The 24062-nt window shown below is 73.0% G+C and carries 23 protein-coding genes and 1 pseudogene; 7 read left to right on the plus strand and 17 right to left on the minus strand.

Annotation, left to right across the window (positions count from 1 at the left end):
• Positions 1 to 143: 143 nt before the first annotated feature.
• Positions 144 to 884: an ANTAR domain-containing protein gene (locus WFH32_RS16400; protein ID WP_336708388.1), complete on the plus strand. Its 741-nt coding sequence runs from the start codon at positions 144 to 146 to the stop codon at positions 882 to 884.
• 96 nt (positions 885 to 980) lie between these two features.
• Positions 981 to 1580 (plus strand): GAF and ANTAR domain-containing protein, encoded by a 600-nt coding sequence (locus WFH32_RS16405; RefSeq protein WP_336708389.1) that lies wholly within the window; start codon positions 981 to 983, stop codon positions 1578 to 1580.
• 117 nt (positions 1581 to 1697) lie between these two features.
• Here the strand turns inward: WFH32_RS16405 and WFH32_RS16410 are convergent, their stop codons facing one another.
• The 9 genes from WFH32_RS16410 to WFH32_RS16450 form a co-directional block, all read right to left on the minus strand.
• Positions 1698 to 2285 carry a DUF3618 domain-containing protein gene (locus WFH32_RS16410; RefSeq protein ID WP_336708391.1) on the minus strand — a complete coding sequence of 196 codons (588 nt, stop codon included), beginning with the start codon at positions 2283 to 2285 and terminating at the stop codon, positions 1698 to 1700.
• A complete protein-coding gene (locus WFH32_RS16415; protein WP_336708393.1) occupies positions 2282 to 2770 on the minus strand; it encodes a phage holin family protein in 489 nt (162 codons plus the stop codon). Before WFH32_RS16415 ends, WFH32_RS16410 begins: the two co-directional genes overlap by 4 nt.
• Positions 2754 to 3617 carry a hypothetical protein gene (locus WFH32_RS16420; RefSeq protein ID WP_336708395.1) on the minus strand — a complete coding sequence of 288 codons (864 nt, stop codon included), beginning with the start codon at positions 3615 to 3617 and terminating at the stop codon, positions 2754 to 2756. The genes WFH32_RS16415 and WFH32_RS16420 overlap by 17 nt, the downstream gene beginning before the upstream one ends.
• Before the next feature lie 435 nt (positions 3618 to 4052).
• Positions 4053 to 4289 (minus strand): CDGSH iron-sulfur domain-containing protein, encoded by a 237-nt coding sequence (locus WFH32_RS16425; RefSeq protein WP_336708396.1) that lies wholly within the window; start codon positions 4287 to 4289, stop codon positions 4053 to 4055.
• Positions 4286 to 5329: a glycosyltransferase family 2 protein gene (locus WFH32_RS16430; protein WP_336708398.1), complete on the minus strand. Its 1044-nt coding sequence runs from the start codon at positions 5327 to 5329 to the stop codon at positions 4286 to 4288. Before WFH32_RS16430 ends, WFH32_RS16425 begins: the two co-directional genes overlap by 4 nt.
• The gene (locus WFH32_RS16435) at positions 5322 to 6347 is read right to left on the minus strand and encodes an iron-containing redox enzyme family protein (RefSeq protein ID WP_336708426.1); all 1026 of its coding nucleotides are present in this window, start codon (positions 6345 to 6347) and stop codon (positions 5322 to 5324) included. Before WFH32_RS16435 ends, WFH32_RS16430 begins: the two co-directional genes overlap by 8 nt.
• Before the next feature lie 285 nt (positions 6348 to 6632).
• Positions 6633 to 7940 (minus strand): cytochrome P450, encoded by a 1308-nt coding sequence (locus WFH32_RS16440; protein WP_336708400.1) that lies wholly within the window; start codon positions 7938 to 7940, stop codon positions 6633 to 6635.
• 178 nt (positions 7941 to 8118) lie between these two features.
• Positions 8119 to 8523, minus strand: a complete 405-nt coding sequence (locus WFH32_RS16445; protein ID WP_336708401.1) for a DUF6098 family protein — start codon at positions 8521 to 8523, stop codon at positions 8119 to 8121.
• A gap of 4 nt (positions 8524 to 8527) precedes the next feature.
• The gene (locus tag WFH32_RS16450) at positions 8528 to 9460 is read right to left on the minus strand and encodes a PAS and ANTAR domain-containing protein (protein ID WP_336708403.1); all 933 of its coding nucleotides are present in this window, start codon (positions 9458 to 9460) and stop codon (positions 8528 to 8530) included.
• Between the two features lie 599 nt (positions 9461 to 10059).
• On the opposite strand from WFH32_RS16450, the gene WFH32_RS16455 reads away from it, so the two are divergent.
• Positions 10060 to 10941 (plus strand): manganese catalase family protein, encoded by an 882-nt coding sequence (locus WFH32_RS16455; RefSeq protein WP_336708404.1) that lies wholly within the window; start codon positions 10060 to 10062, stop codon positions 10939 to 10941.
• A 104-nt stretch (positions 10942 to 11045) separates the two neighbouring features.
• On the opposite strand, the gene WFH32_RS16460 is transcribed toward WFH32_RS16455, so the two are convergent.
• From WFH32_RS16460 to WFH32_RS16475, 4 genes are all read right to left on the minus strand, one after another.
• Complete coding sequence (locus tag WFH32_RS16460; RefSeq protein ID WP_336708406.1) at positions 11046 to 15611, minus strand: metallophosphoesterase; 4566 nt, start codon at positions 15609 to 15611, stop codon at positions 11046 to 11048.
• A 253-nt stretch (positions 15612 to 15864) separates the two neighbouring features.
• A complete protein-coding gene (locus WFH32_RS16465; protein WP_191797221.1) occupies positions 15865 to 16536 on the minus strand; it encodes a histidine phosphatase family protein in 672 nt (223 codons plus the stop codon).
• 130 nt (positions 16537 to 16666) lie between these two features.
• The gene (locus WFH32_RS16470; RefSeq protein ID WP_191797270.1) at positions 16667 to 17281 is read right to left on the minus strand and encodes a hypothetical protein; all 615 of its coding nucleotides are present in this window, start codon (positions 17279 to 17281) and stop codon (positions 16667 to 16669) included.
• 79 nt (positions 17282 to 17360) lie between these two features.
• A complete protein-coding gene (locus tag WFH32_RS16475; RefSeq protein WP_336708407.1) occupies positions 17361 to 18269 on the minus strand; it encodes an NAD-dependent epimerase/dehydratase family protein in 909 nt (302 codons plus the stop codon).
• A gap of 106 nt (positions 18270 to 18375) precedes the next feature.
• On the opposite strand from WFH32_RS16475, the gene WFH32_RS16480 reads away from it, so the two are divergent.
• Positions 18376 to 18753: a winged helix-turn-helix transcriptional regulator gene (locus WFH32_RS16480; RefSeq protein ID WP_191797223.1), complete on the plus strand. Its 378-nt coding sequence runs from the start codon at positions 18376 to 18378 to the stop codon at positions 18751 to 18753.
• A gap of 22 nt (positions 18754 to 18775) precedes the next feature.
• Here WFH32_RS16480 and WFH32_RS16485 read toward each other — a convergent pair whose 3' ends face one another.
• Positions 18776 to 19912 carry a DNA polymerase III subunit delta' gene (locus WFH32_RS16485; protein WP_191797225.1) on the minus strand — a complete coding sequence of 379 codons (1137 nt, stop codon included), beginning with the start codon at positions 19910 to 19912 and terminating at the stop codon, positions 18776 to 18778.
• A 197-nt stretch (positions 19913 to 20109) separates the two neighbouring features.
• Positions 20110 to 20730 (minus strand): annotated as a pseudogene (tmk, locus tag WFH32_RS16490) (dTMP kinase); the annotation flags it as partial.
• Between the two features lie 85 nt (positions 20731 to 20815).
• On the opposite strand from tmk, the gene WFH32_RS16495 reads away from it, so the two are divergent.
• Positions 20816 to 21547 (plus strand): HAD-IA family hydrolase, encoded by a 732-nt coding sequence (locus WFH32_RS16495; RefSeq protein ID WP_191797229.1) that lies wholly within the window; start codon positions 20816 to 20818, stop codon positions 21545 to 21547.
• Positions 21548 to 21554: 7 nt separating this feature from the next.
• On the opposite strand, the gene WFH32_RS16500 is transcribed toward WFH32_RS16495, so the two are convergent.
• Positions 21555 to 22652: an FUSC family protein gene (locus WFH32_RS16500; protein WP_336708409.1), complete on the minus strand. Its 1098-nt coding sequence runs from the start codon at positions 22650 to 22652 to the stop codon at positions 21555 to 21557.
• 66 nt (positions 22653 to 22718) lie between these two features.
• Here WFH32_RS16500 and WFH32_RS16505 point away from each other — a divergent pair, with 66 nt between their 5' ends.
• Entirely contained in the window at positions 22719 to 23186 is a 468-nt protein-coding gene (locus WFH32_RS16505; RefSeq protein ID WP_336708411.1) for a GNAT family N-acetyltransferase, read from the plus strand.
• Here WFH32_RS16505 and WFH32_RS16510 read toward each other — a convergent pair.
• Complete coding sequence (locus WFH32_RS16510; RefSeq protein WP_191797233.1) at positions 23183 to 23668, minus strand: MarR family winged helix-turn-helix transcriptional regulator; 486 nt, start codon at positions 23666 to 23668, stop codon at positions 23183 to 23185. The genes WFH32_RS16505 and WFH32_RS16510 overlap by 4 nt on opposite strands.
• Before the next feature lie 88 nt (positions 23669 to 23756).
• On the opposite strand from WFH32_RS16510, the gene WFH32_RS16515 reads away from it, so the two are divergent.
• On the plus strand, positions 23757 to 23981 hold the full coding sequence (locus WFH32_RS16515; RefSeq protein WP_191791796.1) for a hypothetical protein: 225 nt from the start codon (positions 23757 to 23759) through the stop codon (positions 23979 to 23981).
• Positions 23982 to 24062 lie beyond the last annotated feature (81 nt).

The following is a 24062-nucleotide window of genomic DNA, read 5'->3' on the forward strand; positions in this document are numbered from 1 at the left end:
GACCTCCTTCCACCATAGGCCGGGCCGGTGCCCTCTCGCAGAGCGCCCGACGAGGTGCGCACACGCCTCCTGCGAACCGGTCGCGGGTGGTGCAAGACTTGTGGGGGGACGTGAGGAGAACGGACGGGGAGACGGAGGCAACGATGGTCGGCCAGGCGGCGATGCTCGGCCTGCTGGCGCGCTCGCTCGCCGGTGGGGACCTTTCCGCCCCGCTCGCGGTGCGGCTGTGCCGGGCCTGCGTGGAGATCCTCGCGGCGGACGGCGGCGCGCTCACGCTGTCCTCGACCACTCTGGAACGACTCACGGTCAGCACGTCGAACGGGACCTCGGCACGGTTCGAGGACCTGCAGGAGGTCCTGGGCGAGGGGCCCGGGCAGGTCGCGTACAGCGAGGGCCGGACAGTGGTGGAGGTCATCGACGGGGTCGACAGCGCCCGCTTCCCCGTCTTCAGCGAGCTCGCAGAAGACATCTCGGGCCCGGTGACCCTCTACGCGGTGCCCATGCGACCGGCAGGCCACACGATCGGGGTGCTCACGGTGTACTCCGTCGCCGGATCGCTCACCTACAGCACCCCGGACGCACAGTTCCTCGCGGACGCCGTCGGTGCGGCGCTCCTGGGGGACCCGGTGTCCGTCAACGCCCTGTCGTTCCCCACCTGGCCGGAGCGCGCCCGCGTCCATCAGGCCACCGGGATGGTCGTGGCCCAGCTCGGCGTCGGGCCCCAGGACGCGCTCGCACTGTTGCGTGCCAGCGCGTACGCCCATTCAGAGACACTCGACCAGGTCGCCGGAGAGGTCGTCACCGGCCACCTGAACTTCGCTCGCCGCGACGGCACGTCCGACGGGGTCGTCTCGCGCGAGACGCCCGGAAACGAGGAGACATGATTCCCCGCACGTCTGCCCAGGCACTGGCCGCCGTGACCTCGGCCCTGCTCCAGGACCACGACGTCACGGGGCTGCTCGCACGACTGGTCCAGGACAGTGCCCGCCTTCGTCCCCGCAGACGCCGCGGGACTCCTGCTGCGCAGCGAGAGCGACCAGCTGGAGTTTCTCAGCGCGACCTCCCCCCGGACCACCGAGCTCGAGCTCTACCAGGCGCAGCGCGACGAGGGCCCGTGCGTCGACGTCGTGCGATCCGGGGAACGTGTCGAGGCGCTGGGCGAGGATCAGGTCACGGGCCGGTGGCCGACGGTCGGTCCAGCCATCATCGAGGCCGGCTTCTCCTCGGTCTTCGCCTTTCCGCTGCATTGGCACGGCCGCGCGATCGGCGGCCTGAACCTGTTCGCCGTCAGCGAGGAGCCGCTCAGCGAGGACAGCCGTCAGCTCGGTCAGACGTTCGCCGACGTGGCGGCGCTCGTGATCGTGCAGCCACAGCACGTCGACGAGTCCGACCTTCTCGGTAACCTCCGTCGTGCGCTCGAGGGGCGCGTCGTGGTCGAGCAGGCCAAGGGGGTCCTCGCCTACCAGCTCGACATCGACATGGCGGCCGCGTATGACGAGCTCCTGAGGCGCAGCGAACGAGACAGCACGTCGCTCACGGCGGCGGCAGCCGCCACGATCGACGAGGCTCGCAGGCACTGACGGCTCGAAGGGCCGCGTGTCCCGGTGCGCCGGGGCCCCGGCGCACCGGGAACTCCCGGGGTCACCGGAGCACCCGGGCTCTCGCCGCGGGACGCGCTGCGGCGAGAGCCCGGGGCCTCACCCCTGCTGGGCGGTCGAGCGGACGTCGGACACCGCTTCTCTCCCTCCTTCCGCGACCGACGACGCAGCCTCCTTGGCGGCTTCCTGCACCGCGTGGGCGCTGTCCTGTGCGGGCTCCTTCAGGTGGTCGGCCACGGTGCTCGCCGCCTCCTTCACGTCGTCGACCAGCGGCGCCGCAGCATCCTGCACCTTGCTCGCGGCACGTTGCTCGGCCTGGGTGGCAGGCAGCAGGCTGGCGACGACCAGGCCCAGGCCGAACGCCACCAGGCCGACCCCGAGCGGGTTGCCCTCCGCCTGGTCGCGCACCGTGGACGCGGCCGACGAGATCCCTTCCGAGGTCGTGCCGGCAGCACCCTTGACACGGTCGGTCACGGAGGACGCAGCGTCCTGGGTCGAGTGCACGGCTGCGCTCCCCGTGCCCATCACCCTGTCCTTGACGGACGTGAAGGAGCGCCGCACCTTGTCGGTCTGGCGCCGGGCGACGTGCGTGGGGTTGACCTTGTCGCCCAACGCGTCCACGTCGTCGCTCAGCTCGCTGCGCGTGCGCTCGATGTCGTTCCTGAGCTGTTCCGGATCGGTGCTCATGAGTTCTTCTCCTCGTGCCCTTGCAGTGCGTGCGGGATCTTCTTGACGGAGTCCACGGTTTCCGGCATCCCCTTGATCTTCTGGGTCTCGGCTCGCCCCGCGAGCGCGAGCACGACCGCCACGACCGCCCAGACGCCGGCCACGACCAGCGCCGACCAGCCGTGCCCGATCTGCGTCCCCACCGACCACCACAGGGCGATCGAGAGGAAGAGCAGGACCATGTGCCCCGCGACGCCGGCGCCGGCGAACATCCCGGCCCCCTTGCCCGCGCGCCGTGCGGACGCAGTGGCCTCGGCCTTCGCGAGGGCCACCTCCTGACGCAGCAGGGTGGACATGTCGCGTGTGACATCGGCGAACAGCTCGCCGACGCTCTGCCGGGAGGGATCCTCCGGGGGGCCGTCAGCGGGATCCGGCCTCCGGGCGCGGTCGTCCTGGCCGGGGGCCGACGCGGGCGCCCAGCCGCCCGGCTCAGACGCGGTCGTCATCGGTCTCACCGTGCCTCGCACCCTCGGCCGGCGCGGAGGTCACCGGCGTCGTCCCCGACGCCGCCCCCAGCGACTCCCGATCGAGGAGGCTCGACGAGGACGACCAGCCGGCGCTGTGCGCGCCGCTCGTGTCCGGCTGCGCCGTCGCACCCGTGCCTGTGCTCCCCGGCACGCCGAGGTTCCCGGTCGTGCCGAGCGTGTCAGGCGTGCCCGCCGATCCAGCGTTGGCTCCGCCCGGCGCGGCGACCGTCGGACCTGTCGTCGATCGTTCCCCCTGCCCGGACGACCCTTGCCCGGACGACGGCGCATCCTTCATCCCCCTCGCGAGCCTTCCGACGAGGAGCCCCGCGCCGGCCGCCAGGGCGATGAAGAGTCCGGGACGCCGTCGGGCGAAGTCCTGGACCTCCCGGACGAGGGAGCCGGGGTCACGCTCGTCGAGCCACGACGCGACCCGGTCGGTCGCGTCCGAGGCCTGCTGGACGAGGTCGGTGGCGTAGCCGGGATCCTCGCTGCTCCGGGCCATGCTCGACAGCTCTGCGCTCAGGGAACGCAGGCCTTCCGCTGCCTTCTTCTGCTGCGACTGCGCTTGTGCGTCCAGCTCGCCACGGGCCTGGTCGGCGAGGCTCCTGACCTGCTTGGTGGCGGCGCCAGCCACCTCCGAGGCCTGGTCACGGGCCTCGTGCGCGATGTCTCCGAGCGACTCGGTCGCCTGGTGGGTCGTCTCTTTCACCCGGTCCTGGACGCCGCCCGTTTCACTGTCCTGGGGCGCCCCAGCCGACGGCGGGTCCTGCGACCGTGCCGGGTCGACGCCCGTCGGCGTCCGGGTCGGGACATGACTCTCGCTCATGGTGTTCTCCCAAGGTCGTCCTCGCCGTCCCCGTCGACGGTCGTCCCGTGAGTGGGCGGGTGGGCGAGGTGGGTGAGCCCTGCGGCGTCGGTCCCGGCTCGCGAAGTGATCGAGCGGTCCGGTGCCCGGGCTCCCTGTCGGCCACTTCATGACCTCTTCCGAACGTAGTCCTCTTCGGCGCGCTCGCCACCGCTCGGGCCATTTTTTCGCGACGTCGTAGCACGACGCTCTGCGGGCGCAGGCGGGCTCACGGCGCCCGTCGTGGCGATGCCTTCGACGAAGTTCCTCTGTGTCCGAAGGAGAACTGTGGCGATGGTCGACCATTTCGCCCTGGGACCCTCGGGCCCGGACTCCTCTCCTTTCCTCTCCTCGGAGAGGAGACGGGAAGCGGGAGACTCGCGGAAGCGCTTCTCCCCACCGCACCGCCCGAGCAGTTCAGTCGCCCGACCGGAACCCGTTGACCTTGTGGGTCCCGTCGCAGAAGGGCTTGATGGCTGACGCGCCGCATCGGCACAATGCGACCGTCCCGCGGCGCGCGTCGACCTGGTTCCCGTCGCCGTCGAGGATCGTGGGGCGCCCGCGGACGAGGAGCGGCCCGTCGGGGCACAGCGTGATCGAGAGGTCCTCCCCCTCGGCGAGGTGGGCGCCGTCCGCCGTGGCGTCGGGATTCATCGCCGGCTCGTCTCTCTCGACAGCGGGGCGGGCCTGGCCCTGCTCGCTCCCACGCTCCGGGTCGTCGGTGTCCCCGGTGGCCGGTGGCGCCGGATCCAGCGTTCGGAGTGCGCCGCGGTGCGCAGGCGTGATCCCGCATAGCCGATGCCTCCGGTCAGCCGGCACCCCAGAGCCGCCCAGGAGCACAGCGCACGTTCGACCACCCAGACAGGAGCGAACGCGAGGGCGGCTGCCGGGAACCGCTCCCGGCCACCGGCACGCAGCCGCCCGCGCTGGGCCACGAGGACGGCTGCGCAGGCGAGCAGCGCGAGGCGCCAGGGACGTCTGGCAGCCCAGAGCGTGGCGGGGAGCAGTGAGAGCTCGACGGCGAGGCGCGCGGGCTGCGCCTGGCTGTCGTAGGCCTGGCGGACCCGCTGCGCGATGAAGCGCGCGGTGGAAGGCGGTCGACGCTCCACGAAGAGGTCCTGCGCCCGGATCTCGCGCCCCCCGCCCGCCCGCACGGTGCGCACGAGCTCGAGGTTCTCGAACAGGACGTGCGAGTCGTAACCCTCCGGCAGCGCAGCACGCCGGAACCCGATCGTGCCGGGGTGGTCCCCACCGAGCGCCCGGTTGATCAACGTGCGCGCGGTGTCCCAGACGGCGTGCCAGGGCATCGGCCGGAAGACGTTCTGCGGACGGACGAGCTCGGCGTCGCCGAGCAGCTCGACCAGGCGGACCAGGTCGGCACGGTCGTACCGCACGTCGTCGTCCGCGACCACGACGAGGGAGCTCCGAGTCGTCCGCAGACCGCAGAGCACTCCGACGACCTTTCCGTTCTCGTCGTCCCCCGGCGGGCGGGGCGCGACGTGGGTCACCAGTCCCGCCCACCGTGCGTGATGCTCGGCGAAGACGTCGGGTGGCGAACCGTCGACCACGACGACCTCGATCCACGAGGAGAGCCGCGTCAGGTAGGCCGTGAGGTCGCCGTCGTCCGCCCGGGACCAGCGCAGCGGCAGCACGTACACGGCGTCGGCGATCCGACCGTCGCGGGGTTCAGTCATGCGAGACCTTCGCTCGCAGGGCGCTCTCGCCCCTCTGCCACCGTTCCAGGGTCCGCTCCCCCGCCCAGCCGTCGACCGCCAGGCATGCCGCGGCCCCGAAGAGGATGTCCGGCAGCAGCGCGGGCTCCTGCTCGGCGAGCCTGCCCGCGAGGTCGCGGCCTGCGATCTGCTCGTGCACCGCGTCGGCCTCCACGTGCTCGTCGAAGTACCGGGTGGTCGCAGCGTCGTGGCCGTGGCGTCTGAACCCGTTCCCGTAGAGCTTGTTGGGGATGGACGACGTCATCTCGAACGCAGCCAGGTGACCCACGATCGCGCCGCGCAGCCGACGGTGCAGACCGAACATCGACATCATGTTCAGGGAGGCCAGGGTCGAGGCGGGCACGAGGTCGACGTAGGCGCCGTACGTGTCGTCGAGGCCCGTGCCCCGCATGGCCTGCGCGAACAGCGCGGAGTGCATCCGCTCGGGTCGGCCGTCTCCGTACTCGTCCGCCTGGATCTCGACCAGCGCGGCCTTGGGGGCACCGCTCAGCCGCGGGATCGCCCAGGTGTGCGGGTCGGCCTCCTTGAGCTGGTACACCGACCGGAGGACGAGGAGCTCGCGCAGCTGTTCCTCCGTGGCCTTCTTGGCCACGAAGCGAGACAGGCTGGGTCCCCCGTCGTCGGCGGTCAGTGCGAACAGCGTGTCGGCGACACCCCGCGCGTCAGAGCGCTCGGACGCCGGTGCAACGACCCGCTCGTGCAGCTCGTCCTCGAACCGCTCCTCCAGGGCAGCACGGACGGCCAGGAGGTCCGGATGCCACTCCCACCGGTCGTCGACGCCCGCGAGCCCGCGATAGTGCAGCTCGTACAGGCACAGGAGCGTGTGCTGCAGGTCCTCGTCGTCGGTCGCGCGGCCGCCCTCCTGGGCGTTGCGGTCCGCCTGCCGACGGAGCCCGGCAACGTCGGTCGCTGCAGGGTGCCCGTGGAGGAGGGCCACCAGGGCCTCGCCCATCGGGCCGCGCGGACCAGGCATCGGCATCGACGCGCAGCCGACCTGGGGCGTCGCCGTCGCCGTCATGGCTTCCCTCCGAGAGCTCGTGCTCGACGGCGGGCGGTGGTCATCGTCATCGGTCCTCCCGGTGGCGTGCGCCGCCCGCGACCCGTACCACTGCGGCGGGTGCGACCGGAGCGTAGTGCTGCGACGGTGCCTTGGCTCGACCCCGATCTCACGCTAGCCGACCCCTCTGCCACTGGCACGGGCACGGGTCAGGGGCGGGAAAGGGCACCCTTCGCGGCCCGATGACCGGACTCCACACCCGGCGAGCTAGGGCACGAGGAACCTCAGGCCCGCGTAGTCCATGGTCAGCGGCAGCGGGTCCTGGGCGAGATACCTGCCGCGCGGGAGGTGCAGGTCCAGCGCGGCAGTCCGCGCCAGGAACTGCGAGGCGACGAGCAGGACGAGGTTACGGCCGGGACACGAGACGGGGCCCCCGCTGAACGGGACCAGGCCCCAGTCGTCGTCGGCCCGCCCGTCGAGCCAGGCGTCGGGCGCGAACGCGTCGGCGAGGTCGGACCGCTGGGGGTCGCGGTGGAAGAAGCTGCTGACTATCGCGAAGCCCGTCCCTGCGGGCACCTCGGCCTCTCCCCATCGCGTGACGTCGGTGCTGTCCCGCAGGATCACGAGCGTGGTGGGCCACAGACGCACGGACTCCAGCACGACCCCCCGGGTGTAGGGCAGCAGGGCCGCCAGCGGGCCGGGCGACAGCGCCTCCGTCCTGACCTTGTCCCGTTCCTCGGCCCGTGCGCCGAGGACCGCCAGCGCACGGAACGCGGCGATGCCCGCGGCGTCGAAGGCGAACAGCCAGTGCGGGACCTGCCCCACCGGGTCGACGCCGTCGCCGACGTCCTGGGCGCGTGCGGCGAGCGTCGGAGGCGTCGCGGCCTCCACGTACCCGGACAACCGCGACTCGAGCTCGCGGCGCAGACGCGGCCGCCGGGGCCGGAACGAGGACCAGTTCGCGTCGCGGCGCAGCGCGTTCAGGACGCTCGTGAGGCGGACGTCGTCGCGCGCGCTCTCCCCCAGGGTGACGGTACGCACGACCCGCCAGAACGCCGCCGAGAACGTCTCCCAGTCGAGGCAACCCTGCTGGTGACTCTCTCTCGCGAGCAGCGCGGTCTCGCGGTCGACGACCTCGGTGAACCACGTCGCGTCGCGGTGGACCGGCTCGTGCATGTCGAGAACCACCTCGTTGAACGGTCGTCTGCGCGCGCGCTCGGAGGTCGTCGAGATCAGCACTCCGTCGGGCTGGAAGTGTCTCAGCGCTCCCCGCTTCTCCTTCGACGCGGGCGTGAACGGCACAGGCGAGTCCTGGAGCAGCCGGCGCACGTCGCGAGCGTCGGTGGGCAGCACCATGGTGCGCGGTCCCAGGCGCAACCGGAGGGGCGCGGCACCGTGCTCGCGGCGCAGGTCGGTCAGGGTCGCCCGGCCGCGGGCGTCGACCTGACGCCGCTCGGCCCACCCGGTGACGCGAGGTCGCCGGATGATCGCGCCCTGCGCGACCATCGGTCCGAGCACGTCACGGACGACACGGACCGAGTCGCGCTTCGAGAGGTCCACGGGGGTCGAGCTCATACGGTCTCTCCTTCGGGCCGGGCGAGGGAACGGGGACGGTCACCGGCAGGGCACGCCGGACCAGGCTTCCAGCAGGCTCGCACGAGGGCTGCGGGCTCGCACCCGCGCCGAGGGTCGACGGCGCTCGCGACGCACCGATGCCGCCCGACCGCACCCACGGGCTCCTGGCGGCTGACGGTCAGGTGCCGTCGTCGCCGACGTCGAAGACCTGCCGGTAGAGGCGGGCAGCCTCGTCGAGGACCTGGTCGCTCAGGCGTGCGACCGGCCTGACCGACGTGAGCAGCGGTTCGCAGTCCGGGCCCCTGCCCACGACCGTTCCCGTGAGCACCCAGGCGTAACGGTCCCCTTCGGCGAGGTGGACGTACTGGCGCAGCTGCCGCGCCACCCAGTGCTGCACCGGCCGGTCCCACCACGGCTCGGGATCAAGAGGGTTGACCGACAGGCCGGGCAGTCGGCAGCCGCTCTCGTGGTCGACGCTCACCTCGCCCGCATCCGCCTCGGGTCCTCTGCTGTACCGGACGTACAACGGCACGCCGGTCTCGGCCAGCTCCCCCAGCTCGGCAAGCGACGTCACGCTGAACATGCCGTCACAGCGGGTTGCGCAGGAACTCGTCGACACAGTGCCGACGATGCTCGTCCAGGGGCAGGACACGTCCGAGGTTCACCAGGCGTTCGGCAAGGACCCGCACGGGGACGTTCCGCTGGTTCGAGGTGGTCCGCAGCGTCTCGAACGCCTGGTCGATCGTCAGGCCGTGCGTCACCGACAGGATGCCCTTGGCCTGCTCGATCACCCCGCGGTGCGCGGCCGCGGCGCGGATGTGGTCACCCGCCATGACCTCCGCCCGGTCGCCGACCTTTCGGGTCGCGTCCAGCAGGTACCCCATGAGCTCGACGACCTCGCCGGTGTCCGGATCGCGGCGGCCTTGGCCCACCACGACCACCACACGTTCGTGGCTCCGCGCGTCGAGGATCCGGTGGATGCTGTGGAACGGCGCACCGGTGGCCTTGGCCGAGTCGAGCAGCCGGCGGAACGCCTCCCGGTCCTCCGGATGCTTGTGCGCCAGCACCAGGGCGGTCGTGGGCACCACTTCGTGCGGCTCGAAGCCGTGGAGCCGGAAGCTCTCCTCCGACCACCACCATTGCCCGGTGGCCAGTTCGTACCGCCACTGGCCGGTGGTGGGCTGCTGGTGGTGCTCACCGGGACCGGGCGTGCGGCGTTCGGGTGCATCGTCGAGAGGGCGCACGAACGCCCGACGTTCGATGGACATGACAGTGCGTCTCCTGGGCGAAGGATGCGTGAGCCGGCTGCCTGACCCGCAGATCGTGCCCTCGATTTTACTCGTCTGCCGCTTGCCGTGCCATGGGTCCTGCGCGACCCTCCGGTCAGGCATCGTGTACCCGGCCGCCAACGGGCGCGCGGGCTGCCGGGAGTGTCTGAGCAGGGTCCCGACCGACATCGTCGCGGCAGCCGCCGCGACGACGAACCAGGTCCAGTCGAAGGACCAGATGCCGAGGACCACCGTGCCGAGAGAGGCCACGGCCCACGGCAGGGCGACGGCCAGGAGCGGGCGACCTCGTGGAGAGCGCGTACCGGTGGAACGCGGAGGGCGCCCCCTGTACCGAGAATGCGGGGGCTGGTGGGTGGAGGACGTCATGGCCAGGTCTCCTCAGACCGGGAGGGGAGCCGCGTCCTGACTCGCTGCGTGCTTCCGACGGTACGACGCACGCCTCCCGCTCGCCAGAGCGGGTGATCTCGTCGCTCCTTGCTGGCGCCCGGGCGTCCCGGCAGAACACAATGAGAGCGCTTCGCACGACGGGGTACCCAGGAAGCAGCAGGCTGGAACTCAAAGAGCGGGAACCAGCACTGGGTGGGGGGGTCTCTTCGTGCCGGTGACGCGACCCCGTCCGCGCTGCTCCACGTGCCATGCTGCCGTCCTCGCCCGTCGGTTCGAGGTCTGCCCGTCCGAGATGCGGGCCCGGCGCCGGTGTGGTCACAGTGGACGGACCGTGATTTTCCAACGCGTCGAGACCAGTGCGCGCCTCCCCCTGGCACTGCTGCCACGCGACGGGAAGCCGTGAGCGGGCCGGTGCCGGACCACCTTCTCGAAGGAGCCGGTCCATGTTCTTCCACAAGCAAGAGCTTCAGCACTCCGCGACCCCCGAACGCCCTGACGCGGTCTATGCCCGCAAGCTGCAGGAGGTGCTCGGCGGCCAGTACGGCGAGATCACCGTGGCCATGCAGTACGGGTTCCAGTCCTGGAACGCCCACCTGCCCGGGAAGTACCGCGACCTGCTGTACGGGATCGGGGCGGAGGAGTTCGGGCACGTCGAGATGCTCGCGACCATGATCGCCCAGCTTCTGGCCGACGCTCCTCTGGGCGTGGTCGAGGGAGCCGTCCAGGACGACCCGACCGTCGCCGCCGTCGTGGGGGGCACCGACCCCCAGCAGGCCATCGTCGCGGGTGCCGGAGCGCGTCCGGTGGACTCCAACGGCAACCCGTGGTCCGCCGGGTACGTGACGGCGAGCGGCAACCTCCTGGCCGACTTCACCGCCAACGCGAACGCCGAGATGCAGGGTCGTCTGCAGGTCGCCCGGCTCTACCACATGACCGACGACCACGGCGTCAAGGACCTCCTGGCGTTCCTCCTGGCCCGCGACACCATGCACCAGAACCAGTGGCTCGCCGCAGCTCAGGAGCTGCGGGACGAGGGGGTCGAGGAGCTGCCCGTGCCGAGCACGTTCCCGCTGTCGAACGAGGACCGTGACGTGTCGTACCAGTACATCAACTTCTCCGACGGGGAGCACGCGTCGGAGGGCCGCTGGGCCTCCGGCCCCACGCCCGACGGAAGGGGCGAGTTCGAGTACGTCCCGACGCCGCCCGCAGGGGTCCCGATGCCTGCGCCGACCGTGCCGGACCCGAGGTTCCACGGCACCACGCCGACGTCGAACACCCTGGACAAGGCCAAGGGCGTCGTCAAGGACGCGCTGCACAAGGACTGACCCTCGGGGTTCGCGCAGCCGCCGGATCCGCCCGGCCACCACGCCCGACGGCGCCGCTCCCCCGGGGAGGGGAGCGGCGCCGTCGGGCGTGGGCGTGGCGCGCGCTACGGCGCGTCGTCGCCCGTGTCCCCAGCACCGCTCGCGGGGGCGCTCGCCGTGCGCCGGGTGCGCGCGACGAGCACTCCGCCGCCCGCGACGAGCAGCAGCGCGAGCCCGACGAGGAGACCCACCTGGGTCCCGGTCGCGGGAAGCCGGGAACCGTTGCCGGCGCTCCCGCCGGTGCCGGATCCCGCTCCCGGGTCGGTGGTCGAGCCACCGGCTCCCCCACCGCCCGTACCGCCCGTGCCGCCCGTCGAACCGCCGTCACCGTCACCGCCGCCGGTGACCTCGGCGAAGTTCACCAGGTACACCTCCGAGGAGTCGGTGCCGCCGTACGGGTCGGCGGTCACGACGTACCAGCCGTGCTCGCCCGCGCCGGGGCGCTGCCAGGTCGCGGACAGCTCGGTGCCGCTCTCGACGTCGTCGAACTCGGCGATGGACCGCGTCATGAGGACCTCGGCGGTGAACGCGTCCGACGTGAGGGTCTTGGTCCGCGGCTCGATGCCGAGCGCCGCGTACGGGATCACGAAGTCCTGGTGCTCGGGGGCGAGCGACGGGTCGTCGGACCCGTACCGGTCGAGGTACGGCGAGTACGTCCGGGCGTGGACCGTCCGCCCCTGGTTGTCGAACTGGAGCAGCCGCAGGAACGACTGACCGCCCTCGGGGAGGCCCTGGTAGTCGAAGAGGATCTGGTGGACCGAGCGGTCGGTCACGCCGTCCCCGTCGTCGTCGAACGCGTCGACCCGCGTGAACGCGTCGTGGTAATGGCCCGAGAAGACCATCTTGACGTTCGGGTTGGTCGCCACGACCTCGTCGTAGATGCGCTGCGGCACGGGGCCCAGGCCACCGGTCGTGAGCATGTACTCGTGCAGGTTGATGATCGCCTCGCGCTCGGGGTAGCGCGCGAGGACCTCGTTCATCCACGCGATCTCGTCGTCACCCGGCCCCCAGCCCATGTAGAGCATGAGGAAGTCGATGCCGCCCGCGGTGATCAGGTCGTAGTGCCCGCGGTTGTCCTGGTACGAGCCGCCGTACCAGGGGTTGGCCGCGTAGCGGGCCTCGCCGAAGAGCTGAGAGTACGGCCCGTAGTCGATCTCCTTGTGGCCCACGTCGTGGTTGCCCGCGAGCACCCCGTAGGGCAGTCCGGCGTCGTCGAGCATCGAGTACGCCGCGTCCGCGTTGGCCCACTGGTGGGGCTGGGTGTGGTTGTCCACGATGTCGCCCGTGTGGAAGACGTACTGCAGGTTGACGTCGTCCCGCTGGTCGAGGAAGTAGTCGTGGATGTCGAGCTGACGGTCGTAGTACGAGTCGTTGTAGTACTGGGTGTCGGACTCCCAGCCGAGCGTGAAGTCGTACGACGAGCGCGGCGTGTCCTCGGGGTGGTTCGGGGTCACGGGCGTCTGGCGCGTCGAGAGGTCCTCGCCCGCGAAGCCCTCGGAGTGCTGCACGAGCACCGTGAGGACGCCGTCCCGCGCGTGGTCCTTCGCGGGGACGGTCGCGGCGAGGGTGAACGCCTCGGGCTCGGTCGCCGCGGCTGCGGTGACGTGCCGGTCGACCTCGTCCCAGTCGCCCGTCGCGGTGTTGAGCACGTACAGGAGCACCTTGGCGTCGGCGTTGGCCGACCCGTCCCACGTGAGGCGCGTCGCGTAGTCCTCGCCGGCGTCCTCGGGGATCGTGACCTGGTAGGTCCGGTAGGGGAACTGGGAGTCGGAGGCCGTGGTCGCGCCGCCGGCGCGGGCGCCGGGTCCGGGCAGGGCGAGCGCGGCGTCGGCGGCGACACGCGTCGTGCCCGACGTCGTCACGACCGCCGCGTCCTCGTCGTCGAGCCGGTAGCCCTCGCGGAACGAGACGTCGAGGCGGTCGCCGCTCGGGTCGGTGACCTTGGCGCGCAGCTCGACCTCCTCGCCCTCGACCGTCGTACCGCCCGCGGGCGAGACGGCCTCGGAACCGGGGTTCTCGACCGGGGTCGTGAAGGTCACGGTCCGCTCGCTCCGGTTCCCGACGACGTCGCGCGCCGTCAGCGCGAACGTGTGCTCGCCGTCGGGCAGGACGAGCGAGGACGTCGCGTACGGGAGCGTGACGGCCTGGCCGTCGAGCGTCGCGGTGAGCGACGCGAGCCCCGAGCCCGTGTCGGTCGCGGACGCGTCGAGCGTGAACTCGCCGCGGTAGTCCGTGCCGTCCACGGCGTCGGTCGCGATGACCGGGCTCGTGTTGTCGACGACCACGGTGGCGCGCGCCGAGCCGGTACCGTCGGTCGCGGCGACCGTGTGCTCGCCGTCGGCCACGGCCGTGGTGTCCCAGGCGTGGGACACCGCGGTGAAGGCGTCGTCCGGGAGCGTGAAGCGGGCGTCGAGGAAGTCGAGCTTGCCGACGCTGTCGCCCATCTGGAGGACCGTGGTCGGGTCGTCGTACCCGGCGGGGCGCAGCGTGCGGCCGTCGGGCAGGACCAGGCGAAGGTTCTTGATCTGGAAGTCGTCGTTGTTCTCGTCGGGGTCGATCTCCGGGGCCGCCTTGGTGCCCGCGTAGACGCTCACGACGAGCTCGTCGCCCTGGCGCACCATGCGCAGCGGCACGTCGGTCGCGATCGTCTCGTAGCCCTCGTAGATGCCGTCGTCGAAGATGTTCAGCACCTCGCCGCCCGACAGCACGCCGTTGCGGAAGAAGGTGTTGACGCCGCCGGCCTCGAACGCGAAGACGGGCTCGTCCTCGAGCGCGGGTGCCACGGGGGCGACGCTCGTGCCGTCGATCGTGAGCGACAGCGGGCTCGGGTACGTGTCGCCCGCAGCGGCGACGGGCGTCGTGCCCGTGACGAACTCGCCCTCGTCCACGTTCAGGCGCACGGGCGCCGTGTCGACCCCCGTGATCTCGATCCGGCGCGGGGTCGTGCGGGTCTGGTGGGTGCCGTCGGAGGCGACGAGCACGTACTCGTACCAGCGCTTGCCCGTGAGGTCGGCCGGGTGGATCGCGTGCCGGAACGCCGTCCGGGCACCGGACCCGTCCGCGGCGAGGCCCGCCGTCAGGTCGATCCGCTGGTAGTCGGCGTCGACGTCGCTGCGCAGCAGCAGCCGCACCGAGCGCACCTGGACGTCGTCGGTCACGGTCGCCTCGATCGCGAGCTCGTCGGCCGGGTCGACCTGCGCCGGGGTCGTGTCCGCGACCTTCGGCGCGACCGTGTCGGCCGGGACCTCGACGGGCGTGGCGGGCCTCTGCGCGGCCGAGACCGCGCCGGGCGTCGCGGCGCTCACGCCGATCTTGCGCTGGACCATGGCGTCGGCGGCGTCGGCCGCGTACTGGATGCCGCGGTCCGCGACAGGGTCCTTCACGCCGCCCAGGTTGTAGTAGGCGCGGTTGAGCGCGAAGCCCGTGCGAGTCGCGATCTCCAGCCCACGGGGCGAACCGTTGGCCATGCCGCCCGAGTGGATCTCCAGCAGGTCGGTCCCGGCCACCAGGTGCGTGCCGAACTTCGCGTTGAAGTCGGCCCCGGTGAGGTGGTCGTTCTGGCCGTTCTTGACCCACAGCACGAGCGTCCCGCCCGCGGGCACGACGACGTCGCCCGGCACGGCAGGCCACTCCACGACCTGGCTGTTGGTCAGGTCGTCGAGCGGGTAGAGGTAGTTCAGCGTGTAGTCGTCGAAGTCCACGGGGGTGCTCGACGCGTTGTACAGCTCGACGAACTCGTAGCCGTCCCCGGTGCCCACGTTCGAGGAGTCCGGCAGGAGCTCGGTCACCTGGAGGTGCGCGCCGTTCCCCGGGGCGGGCTCGGTCGTGGGCGGGTCGGTCGGGGTCTCGCCCGGGCCGGGCGTCGGCTCGGTGGGCTGGTCCGTCGGCGGGTCCGTCGGCTCGGGGGTGGGCTCCGGGTCGGGCGTGACGGGCGGGACGAGCGCCTCGGGCGCGACGACCCCGGGTGACGGGACGCCCTTCGCCTCGAGCAGCCCCGCCGACGCCGCACCTGCGGCCGGCACCTGGAAGTGCGCCGTGCGCCCGGCCGCGACCGACCCGGCCGGGTAGAACGACCAGGTGGGGGACGCGCCGTCGGGCCCGAGGACGCGGATGCCACGGTCCCCACCGTTGGCCATGCCCGCCTGGCCGCTCACCCGCACGAGCACGTAGTCGCTCGCGGTCGCGCCCGCGGCGGCGTAGTGGTCGCGGAAGTCCTGCTCGGTGCGGACCGAGGTGTCGACGTTGCCCGACGTGTAGTCGAGCCACAGGACCACGGCCTGCCCGGCCGGCACGACCGTGCCCGCCGGGACGTTCAGCGGCACGTCGCGCGAGCGGTCGTCCGAGTCGGCGTACGTGTACGCGAGCCCGATGCCCGCTGCCGTCAGGTCCACCGGCGCGTCCGAGCGGTTGAAGAGCTCGACGTACTCGAAGTCGTCGACGCCGGCGTTGTCCGGGGCGAGCTCGGAGACGAAGAGCGGGAACGGCGTGCTCGCGGCAGCGTGGGGCAGGGCCGCCAGGGCCGCGGGCGCTGTCGGCGCACCGGCCGTCGCGACCGCCGCGGTGCCGACGGCCGTCGTGAGGCCGATCGACACCACGGCGACGCAGCCGGTGAGTCGTCTGGTCAGGGACATGCGGGTTCCTCCGGTCTTTCCCGGTCGTGGGGGTTCCGCTGGACCATAGGAAACCGGTGTGAACCGGAGGTGGCCCGACATGTCGGGTACCTGAACGACGGATGACCGAGGCACCCGTTCCGGGGCAGGAGTGACGCACGCCTCACCGGGCGGTCGGCAGCGGGCGGGCGGCGGTCCGGCACCGTATGCGCGGCAGCCCCCGGCGGACGTGCCGCGAGTGCCCGGCGGACGCCCGGCCGGCCTCAGGCGGACCTCAGGCGGACAGCGGCGCCGCGGCCGGGGCCGCCAGTGACACAGCGAGCGATCCATGCCCGGCGACGTCGATCCCCGCGGCGACGACGCGCGCGACACCGCCCGAGACCTCGACCGTCGAGACCGAGGCGTTGGGCAGCGCGACGAGCCCAGTCGGGTCGATCGTCGCGAGCATCGCGCCGAGCGTCAGCCCGTGGCCCACGACGAGCACGTGCTCGTCACGGCCCGCGCCCGCCGCGTCGTCGTGCGCCGCGACGATGCGGTCGAGGACCGCCCGCACGCGCGCCATGAACTCCGCACCGGGCTCTCCCCCGCCGATGCCCGGGTGGGTGCCCGCGAGCACCGCGGGCACGAGGGTGCTCCACGGGACGACCGCGTCGAGCTCTCGCTCGGGCCGTCGCTCGAACGTGCCGAAGGACAGCTCGCGCAGGTCCTCGTCGACCGAGAGCCTCAGGCCGGGGTGGTGACGCAGTATCTCGATCGCCGTGAGCACGGCGCGCCCCTGGGGCGAGGAGTAGGCGGCGTCGAACTCGTGGCGCGAGAGGTGCTGCGCGGTGACGCGCACCCCCGCGCGGCCCGTCCGCGTGAGCGGCGAGTCGCACGCGCCCTGCAGGTGGCGGCGGGCGTTGAGGACGGTCTGGCCGTGGCGGACGAGCGTCAGTGTGAGGGTCATCGTCGAAGTGCCCTTTCCGGTGGTCCGGTGCGTTGTCGCTCGCGACGCTAGCCCCGACGTCCGGCGCCGCGGTGTCCCCCGCGGGGCGCCCGCACGACGATCCGATGAACGTCGCGTGCCTCCCGTCCTGTCAGGCGCGACCCCGCCGCGACGCCCTCCGAAGGGCCGGGACCACGAACGTCACGCCGATCCCCGCGACGATCCACCCCCACCCGAGGTCCGGGTGTGCCGGGGCGAGGACGTCCGAGAGGCCGGCGTCGGCGAGGCGCACGAGGGTGCCCTGCTCCTGGGCGAGCGCCGGCACGACGCCCACGGCGACGAGCACGATCCCGAGCCAGCCGGCAGTCGCCGTGCCGTGCAGGACGGCGCGCGCTCCTCGCGGGCCTCGCCGGGCGAGCAGGTAGGTGAGGAACAGCGCGACGCCGGCCAGCGCGAAGAACGCGATCAGGTCGACCTTGTCGAGGGGGCGGTGGAGGTAGACGTCGGTCCAGGGCATGGACTCCCCCAGGACGGCGGTCACCCCGACCTCGTCGGTCCCGACCTCCGCGGCACCGGTGGCCCTGGCGGCGTCGAGAAGGCGCACGTCGACGAGCCCGAGCGGCCGGGTGAAGCCGTTGACGAGGTGGATCAGCGCGAGGCCCCAGGCGATCACGGCACCCGTCAGGGCGAGCGCACCGGCCTTGCCCTCGTCGCGGGCGCGGGCCTCGCGACGGTCGGACGTCCGGGGGGAAGCACTGTCGGCCATGGTCTCGCTCTCGTCGCGGGGCGGGTCGCCACATCCTCCCGGAGGGCCGGGGCTGCGTCCAGCCCCGGCCCGGTGGGCCTCAGTGCGCCGCGGGGGCGGGCGCGTAGCTCCCGGTCTCGAGCTCCTGCGTGAGCGACGGCCGCGTGGGCGCCCAGCCCGCCGCACGCGAGCGCGTCGTGGTCGCGGCGCGCTGGTCGAGCAGGAGCGCGTCGGCGAAGGGCGTACCGAGCCGCTCGCGGCTCGCGTCGTCGCTCTCCGGCCCGACGGCGCCGCCCAGCCCGGCAGCACGGCTCGCGGCCCGCGTGAGGTCGGCGACCGTGGCGCCGTCGTCGCCCGTGCCGAGGAGGCGACCCGTGAGCCCCTGCTCGAGCGCGAGCACGTAGAGCTCGGCGAGGTCGTCGACGTGGACCGTCGCCCAGTGCTGGGTGCCGCTGCCGACCAGGGTGAGCGCGGCGCCGTCGGGACCTGTGCGCGGGGCCCCCGCGAGGAGGGGCGGGATGCCCGCCCCGTGGCCGTACACGACGCCAGGGACGACGACCGAGGCGACCACGCCGCCCTGGGCCGCGGCCGCGAGGAGGCGCTCCTCGATCGGGACGCGCCACGCGACGATCGCGGGCGGGTCCAGGGGCGAGTCCTCGACGATCGCGTCCCCGTCCCCGTAGACCCAGATGCCGCCCGTGTGGACGAACGGCCTGGTCGTGCCGTCGAACGTCGCGAGGACCGCGTCGACGACCGAGGTGTCGATCGCGAGGCTCGTGCCGTCGCTCGCGGCCGCCGCGTGGACCGCGGCGTCGACGTCGACGAGGAGCGCGCCGACGGCGGCCGTGTCGGTGATGTCGGCGACCACGGGCGTCGCGCCCGCGGCCTCGACCGTGCGCGCGGACCCCTCGCTGCGGACGAGCGCAGTCACCTCGTGGCCGTGCGCCGTGAGCGCGGTCAGCACCGCGGACCCGATGTACCCCGTGCCACCCGTGAGCAGAACCTTCATGTCAGCCTCCTCGACCCCACCCGGGGTGCCGGCGACGCCTGGCGCGTCGCGATGAGGCGACAGTATCCAGCGGGTACCAATGACTTCAACGTGCCATTATTACCTCATGGATACTGTTGCGGTCCCGGTCGAGGACGTGCCCGACGTGTTCTCGCCGTCCTGCCCCTCGCGGCTCGTCGTCGAGCGCCTCGGCGACAAGTGGACCCTGCTCGTCCTCATGGCGCTGCGACCCGGCGTGCTGCGCTTCGGCGAGCTGCGCGACAAGATCGGCGCCGTGACCCCCAAGGTCCTCACGCAGACCCTCCGCTCGCTCGAACGGGACGGGATCGTGACCCGCACCGTCTACGCCGAGGTCCCGCCGCGCGTCGAGTACACGCTGACCGACCTGGGGCGCTCCCTGCTCGAGCCCGTCGACGCGATCCGCGCCTGGTGCGAGATCCACGGCGACCGCATCGCCGCGGCGCGCGAGGCGTCGACGGTCTGAGGCCGGCCCCCTGCCGGCCCGCTCAGCCCTGCGGACGGAGCGCGATCGCCATCGCCTCGAGCGCAAGCAGCGGCGCCACGTTGCCGCCGAGCCGCTCGCGCGCGACGCCGATCGCGTCCATGCGGCGCACCGTCTGCTCGGGCGTGGAGTCCTCCGCGAGCGCCTGCACGGTCTCCGCGAGCTCGGCGTTGACGAGGTCGACCTGCGCCCCGAGCTGGACCACGAGCACGTCGCGGTAGAGCGAGAGCAGGTCCAGCATCGACCGGTCGAGGACGTCGCGCTGGTGACGGGTCGCGCGACGCTTCTGGTCCTTCTCGAGGTCGGTGAGCTGGGACCGGAGCCGGGGCGGCATGGTTCCTCCCGGCTCGACCCCCAGGGCGCGCAGGAGCTCGGCCTTCTCGATCGCGTCGCGCTCCTCGGTCGCGGCCTTGGCCTCGGCCTGCGCGACCTCGACGAGCTCGCCCGCGGCGACCACGGCGTCCCCGACGCCACGGATCCGGCGCGCGAGGGCCAGCACCGACGACCTGCGCTCGCGCGCCCTGCCGTCCCGGGCCAGGCGCCGGGCGAGGCCGATGTGGCTCTGCGCGGCACGCGCCGCGGCCTCGGCGACGACCGGGTCGACGCCGTCCCGCGCGACGAGCAGCCGTGCGACGGCCTCGACCGGGGGGACCCGGAGCGCGACGCCCCGGCAGCGGGACCGGATCGTCACCAGGACGTCCTGCGGGCTGGGCGCGCACAGGATCCAGACCGTGCGAGGCGGTGGCTCCTCGATGGCCTTGAGCAGGACGTTCGTGGTCCGCTCGGCCATGCGGTCGGCATCCTCGACGATGATGACGCGCCAGCGGCCCTGGGACGGACGCCTGCTCGCGACGCCCACGAGGTCGCGGACCTCGTCGATCGCGATGGTCACCTTCTCGGTCGCGACGATCGTCACGTCGGCGTGCGTGCCCGCGAGCGTGGTCGTGCACGCCTGGCACACGCCGCACCCGCCCTGCTCGCACTGCAGCGCGGCGGCGAACGCCCGGGCCGCGTTGGACCGCCCTGAGCCGGGCGGGCCGGTCAGGAGCCACCCGTGGGTCATGGCCGCGGGGTCGGTCGCCGCGGCCGAGAGCATCTCGACCGCGTGCTCCTGCCCGACGACGTCGTCCCAGACCGTCACGGCGCGGCCGTCTCTGCGGCGCCCGTGGCGGCGGGTCCTGCGGACGTCTCGGCGGCGGGACCGGGCGCCGGGTGCGTCACGGGACGCGTGACCGGCAGGTCGGCGAGGTCCGGGGCGTAGCCGATCGCGGAGTCGGAGTCGTCGAACCCGTCGTCGGGCAGCGCCTCGACCGTGTCCTCGGCCTCCTCGACCACGGGGGTGAGCTCGAGCCGGGCCGCGAGGTCGACCCGGATCTGGGCCTGGATGTCGTCGATCGACGCGGTCGCGTCGATCACGACCCACCGCTCGGGGTCCGCCGCGGCACGCGAGAGGAACGCCTCGCGGGTGCGCCGGTGGAAGTCGAGCCCCGCGCTCTCCAGGCGGTCGGGCTTCCCCTGGAGCCGCTCGGCCGCGACCGCGGGGTCGAGGTCCAGCAGGACCGTCACGTGCGGCATGAGTCCTTGGACGGCCCACAGCGAGATGAGCTCGACCTCGTCGACGCCCAGCTCACGGCCACCCGACTGGTAGGCGACCGACGAGTCGAGGTAGCGGTCCGTGACGACGACCGCACCCCGCTCGAGCGCGGGCCGGACCAGGTGCGCGACGTGGTGCGCGCGGTCGGCCGCGTAGATGAGCGCCTCGGTGCGGGCGTCCATGTCCCGGCCGTGCAGCACGGCCTGACGCAGCTCGACGCCCAGCTCGGTACCCCCTGGTTCGCGGGTCAGCACGACCTCGCGGCCGGTCAGCTCGCCCAGCCACTCCCCCAGGAGACGGGACTGGGTGGACTTGCCGACGGCGTCGCCGCCCTCGAACGAGATGAAGTAACCGGGTGTGCTCACGCGCCCACGATAGTCGGGCCACCCGACAAGGGAAGGTCGCACGGCACGGGACGGGCCGCGCGACACGGCCGGTAGCCTCGGTGGCATGTCCGTCCTCCCCGTACCCGGTCCTGGCCTCCCCGACTCCCCCGCGCTCCCCACCCCGGGCGTCGCGTTCGCGGGGCGCACGTTCGACGCGATCCTGTTCGACATGGACGGCACCCTGATCGACTCGGTGCCCGCGGTCGACCGGAACTGGCGCCGCTGGGCGCACGAGTACGGCCTGCCGGACGCGGACACGTTCCAGATCGAGCACGGCACCCCGGCGCGGACGTTCATCGCGCGCCTCCTGCCCGCCGACCTGGTCGAGGAGGCGTACCACCGCATCCACGACCTCGAGCTCCACGACACCGAGGGCGTGCGCGTCCTCCCGGGCACGGTCGACGCGTTCGCGTCGCTCCCCGCGACGCGTCAGGCGATCGTCACGTCGTGCACGCGCCCGCTCGCGGCGGCGCGCATCGGGGCGTCGGGCCTCGTGCCGCCCGCGGTCGTGGTCACGGCCGACGACGTGACGCACGGCAAGCCCGACCCGGACCCGTTCCTGCTGGGCGCCGAGCGGCTCGGCGTCGACCCGTCGCGCTGCCTCGTGGTCGAGGACGCGCCCGCCGGGGTCGCCGCGGGCCGGGCCGCGGGGTGCGCGGTGCTCGTCGTCGAGGGCACGCACACGCTCGCCCAGCTCGCGCAGGCTGCCGTGGCTCCCGACGCGGGCGCGAGCGGGCTCGACACGGTGCGCTTCGCCGTCGGGCAGGACGGGTCGATCAGCGTGACCGACGCCTGACGAGGACCTACTCCTCGCCCAGCGCCGCGACCCCGCGCCGGATCGCGAGCACGGTCGCCCCCGCGACGAAGTAGTCCTCGTCCGCGCCGCTGCGCACGTCGCGCACGGCGCGCCGCAGGCGCTCGGTCGTGTCACGGACGCGGTCGAGCGCCTCGGGTTCCGCGAGCGCCCCGGCCGTGGACCGCACGGCGTCCGCGTACGCGCGCAGGGCGTCGCGCACGAGGGGCCGCAGGGACTCGCCGAACGCGAGGTCGTCGAGGTCCTGCCTCTCCCACCCGGTGACGAGGCGTGTCAGGTCCCCGACGACCGACGACGTGACGCCCAGCGCGGCTGCCTGGGAGCCCTGCGCGCGGGTCGCCTCGGCGTACCGGCGGGCGCGACGGTTGATGTGCGCCGCCTCGCGCGCCTGCTCGGCGGACCGCTGCGACCGGTCGACCACCGGACCGAGGTGCAGGCGCCGCTCGTCCCACTCCTCGGGTGAGGGCGCGACGTCGCTGTCGAGCCCGTCCGCGAGGTGGTCGAGCTGGTCCGCGAGGGCGTCCTTGAGCCGGTCGAGGTCGACGTCGGACGCCGCGAGGGGCAGCGGCGGGAAGAGCAGGTTGATCCCGATCCCGACGAGCGACCCGATCAGGACGAGCCCGATGTACGCCCCCATGTACCCGACCTTGTCCGCGTTCCCGATGATGAGGACGAACAGCGCCGAGGTCACGGCCCACGACCCCATGTCTCCCAGGAGCCCCCACCCTGCGACGAGGATCGCCACGGCGACGACGAGCGCGATCGACAGGGCGCTGGGCGCGAGCACGAGGTCCACGCCGCGCGCCACGAGCGCCCCGACGACGATCGCGCCGACCGCCTGGAAGGACTCCCGGACCGAGCGGGCCACGGTGCTCGTGGTCGCGACGACCGCCCCGAGGGGCGCGTAGTACGGGTAGTCGGAGAAGGGCTGCGGTAGCACGATCCCGACGACCCAGGCGACGGCGGCGGCCACGGCGCCGCGCAGCGCCATGGCCCACCGGGGGTGCAGGTGCCACTGGCGGAGCGCGGCGGCGGCCAGGCCGCGCGCCCGGGTCGCCCGGGGGGCGGGGAGGGCAGGGGTGGTCATCGCGCCACCCTAGGCACGGCTCGGACGGGCCCGCAGGGGCGGGCTCCGGGTGGGTACGGTGTCGCCGTGACGACGACCTGGCGGGTGCGCCCCGTCCTCCTCGACGACGAGCCCGAGTGGCTCGACCTGTACGCGGGCTACCGCGCGTTCTACGAGATGCCCGCGGACGCGGCGCGGGACCGCCTGGTCTGGTCCTGGCTGCACGACGGCGCCTCGGGGGTCCGCGGTCTGGTCGCCACGGACGGGACGCGCCTGGGCGGCATCGCGGTGATGCGGACGTTCGAGCGCCCGCTCGACGGGTCGCACGGGTGCTGGCTCGACGACCTGTTCGTCGCCGAGGCGGCACGGGGGGCCGGGGCCGGGCGCCTGCTGCTCGGGGCCGTCGGTGTGCACGCCGGGGACCTGGGGGCGAGCGTCGTGCGCTGGATCACGGACCCGGCGAACGCCACGGCCAGGCGGCTCTACGACTCGGTCGCGACCGCAACCCCGTGGGTCACCTACGACATGTCGCCCGGGGACGGGCGCCCGGGCTAGATGACGCCGGCGCGCAGCGCGGCGGACACGACCTTCGAGGCCGCGGCGTGGACCTCCATGAGCTCGTCGAGGGTCAGACCCGTCGCGGCGGTGATGGCGGGCGGCACCTTCTCGGCCTGCGTGCGGAGGTCGCGCCCGGCCGGGGTCAGCGTCACGTCGACGACGCGACCGTCGTGCTCGTTGCGCGAGCGCGTGAGGTACCCCGTGGTCTCGAGCCGTCGCACGAGCGGGGAGAGCGTGCCGGGGTCCAGGTGGAGCCGCTCGGCGAGGGACGTGGCCGTGGTGCGCTCGCCGGCCGCGGCGTCCTGCCACAGCGCGAGCATCACGAGGTACTGCGGGTGGGTCAGGCGCAGGGGTTCGAGCAGCGGCCTGTACATGGCGACCATCGCGCGGGCGCCGGCCGACAGCGCGAAGCAGACCTGGGACTCGAGCGCGAGCGGGTCGGTACCGGGCAGCGGGGCGCTCTCGATCGACGTGGTCATGTCGTCATCGTAGCCAGTTCTCCCCTATGCTTGGTACACCAATCATTGGTGCACCATCTACTTGCACCGTTCTCGAGAGGAGAGGCGCATGGCCGACAAGCAGCGACGACGCCCCCTGGGCCTGCGCATGACCGAGACGTTCCTGCCGATCTTCGGACCGGCACAGGTCGGGAAGCAGGGCTCCCCCGGGCGCGGCGTCTCCGCGGCCGAGGCCGAGCGCGACCGCGAGCTCAAGACGCGCTTCGAGTACGTGACGGGCCCCGACGGCCGCAGCTACGTCGTCGAGCACACGGACGAGCCGACGGCGAGCTAGCCCCGCACGCCACCCCCGCCCGCGGCGTCGAGAACGGGGTTGAGGTCGTCCTGACGGGCAGAACGACCTCAACCCCGTTCT

The sequence above is a fragment of the Oerskovia sp. USHLN155 genome (genome assembly GCF_037145535.1).
Classification (GTDB): domain Bacteria; phylum Actinomycetota; class Actinomycetes; order Actinomycetales; family Cellulomonadaceae; genus Oerskovia; species Oerskovia rustica.

Bases quoted from the DNA above. Each gene is read 5' to 3' on its own strand.
- WFH32_RS16400 (WP_336708388.1), top strand. From the start codon at position 144: ATGGTCGGCCAGGCGGCGATGCTCGGCCTGCTGGCGCGCTCGCTCGCC.
- WFH32_RS16410 (WP_336708391.1), bottom strand. From the start codon at position 2,285: ATGAGCACCGATCCGGAACAGCTCAGGAACGACATCGAGCGCACGCGC.
- WFH32_RS16415 (WP_336708393.1), bottom strand. From the start codon at position 2,770: ATGACGACCGCGTCTGAGCCGGGCGGCTGGGCGCCCGCGTCGGCCCCC.
- WFH32_RS16420 (WP_336708395.1), bottom strand. From the start codon at position 3,617: ATGAGCGAGAGTCATGTCCCGACCCGGACGCCGACGGGCGTCGACCCG.
- WFH32_RS16425 (WP_336708396.1), bottom strand. From the start codon at position 4,289: ATGAATCCCGACGCCACGGCGGACGGCGCCCACCTCGCCGAGGGGGAG.
- WFH32_RS16430 (WP_336708398.1), bottom strand. From the start codon at position 5,329: ATGACTGAACCCCGCGACGGTCGGATCGCCGACGCCGTGTACGTGCTG.
- WFH32_RS16435 (WP_336708426.1), bottom strand. From the start codon at position 6,347: ATGCCGATGCCTGGTCCGCGCGGCCCGATGGGCGAGGCCCTGGTGGCC.
- WFH32_RS16440 (WP_336708400.1), bottom strand. From the start codon at position 7,940: ATGAGCTCGACCCCCGTGGACCTCTCGAAGCGCGACTCGGTCCGTGTC.
- WFH32_RS16445 (WP_336708401.1), bottom strand. From the start codon at position 8,523: ATGTTCAGCGTGACGTCGCTTGCCGAGCTGGGGGAGCTGGCCGAGACC.
- WFH32_RS16455 (WP_336708404.1), top strand. From the start codon at position 10,060: ATGTTCTTCCACAAGCAAGAGCTTCAGCACTCCGCGACCCCCGAACGC.
- WFH32_RS16460 (WP_336708406.1), bottom strand. From the start codon at position 15,611: ATGTCCCTGACCAGACGACTCACCGGCTGCGTCGCCGTGGTGTCGATC.
- WFH32_RS16465 (WP_191797221.1), bottom strand. From the start codon at position 16,536: ATGACCCTCACACTGACGCTCGTCCGCCACGGCCAGACCGTCCTCAAC.
- WFH32_RS16470 (WP_191797270.1), bottom strand. From the start codon at position 17,281: ATGGCCGACAGTGCTTCCCCCCGGACGTCCGACCGTCGCGAGGCCCGC.
- WFH32_RS16475 (WP_336708407.1), bottom strand. From the start codon at position 18,269: ATGAAGGTTCTGCTCACGGGTGGCACGGGGTACATCGGGTCCGCGGTG.
- WFH32_RS16480 (WP_191797223.1), top strand. From the start codon at position 18,376: ATGGATACTGTTGCGGTCCCGGTCGAGGACGTGCCCGACGTGTTCTCG.
- WFH32_RS16495 (WP_191797229.1), top strand. From the start codon at position 20,816: ATGTCCGTCCTCCCCGTACCCGGTCCTGGCCTCCCCGACTCCCCCGCG.
- WFH32_RS16500 (WP_336708409.1), bottom strand. From the start codon at position 22,652: ATGACCACCCCTGCCCTCCCCGCCCCCCGGGCGACCCGGGCGCGCGGC.
- WFH32_RS16510 (WP_191797233.1), bottom strand. From the start codon at position 23,668: ATGACCACGTCGATCGAGAGCGCCCCGCTGCCCGGTACCGACCCGCTC.
- WFH32_RS16515 (WP_191791796.1), top strand. From the start codon at position 23,757: ATGGCCGACAAGCAGCGACGACGCCCCCTGGGCCTGCGCATGACCGAG.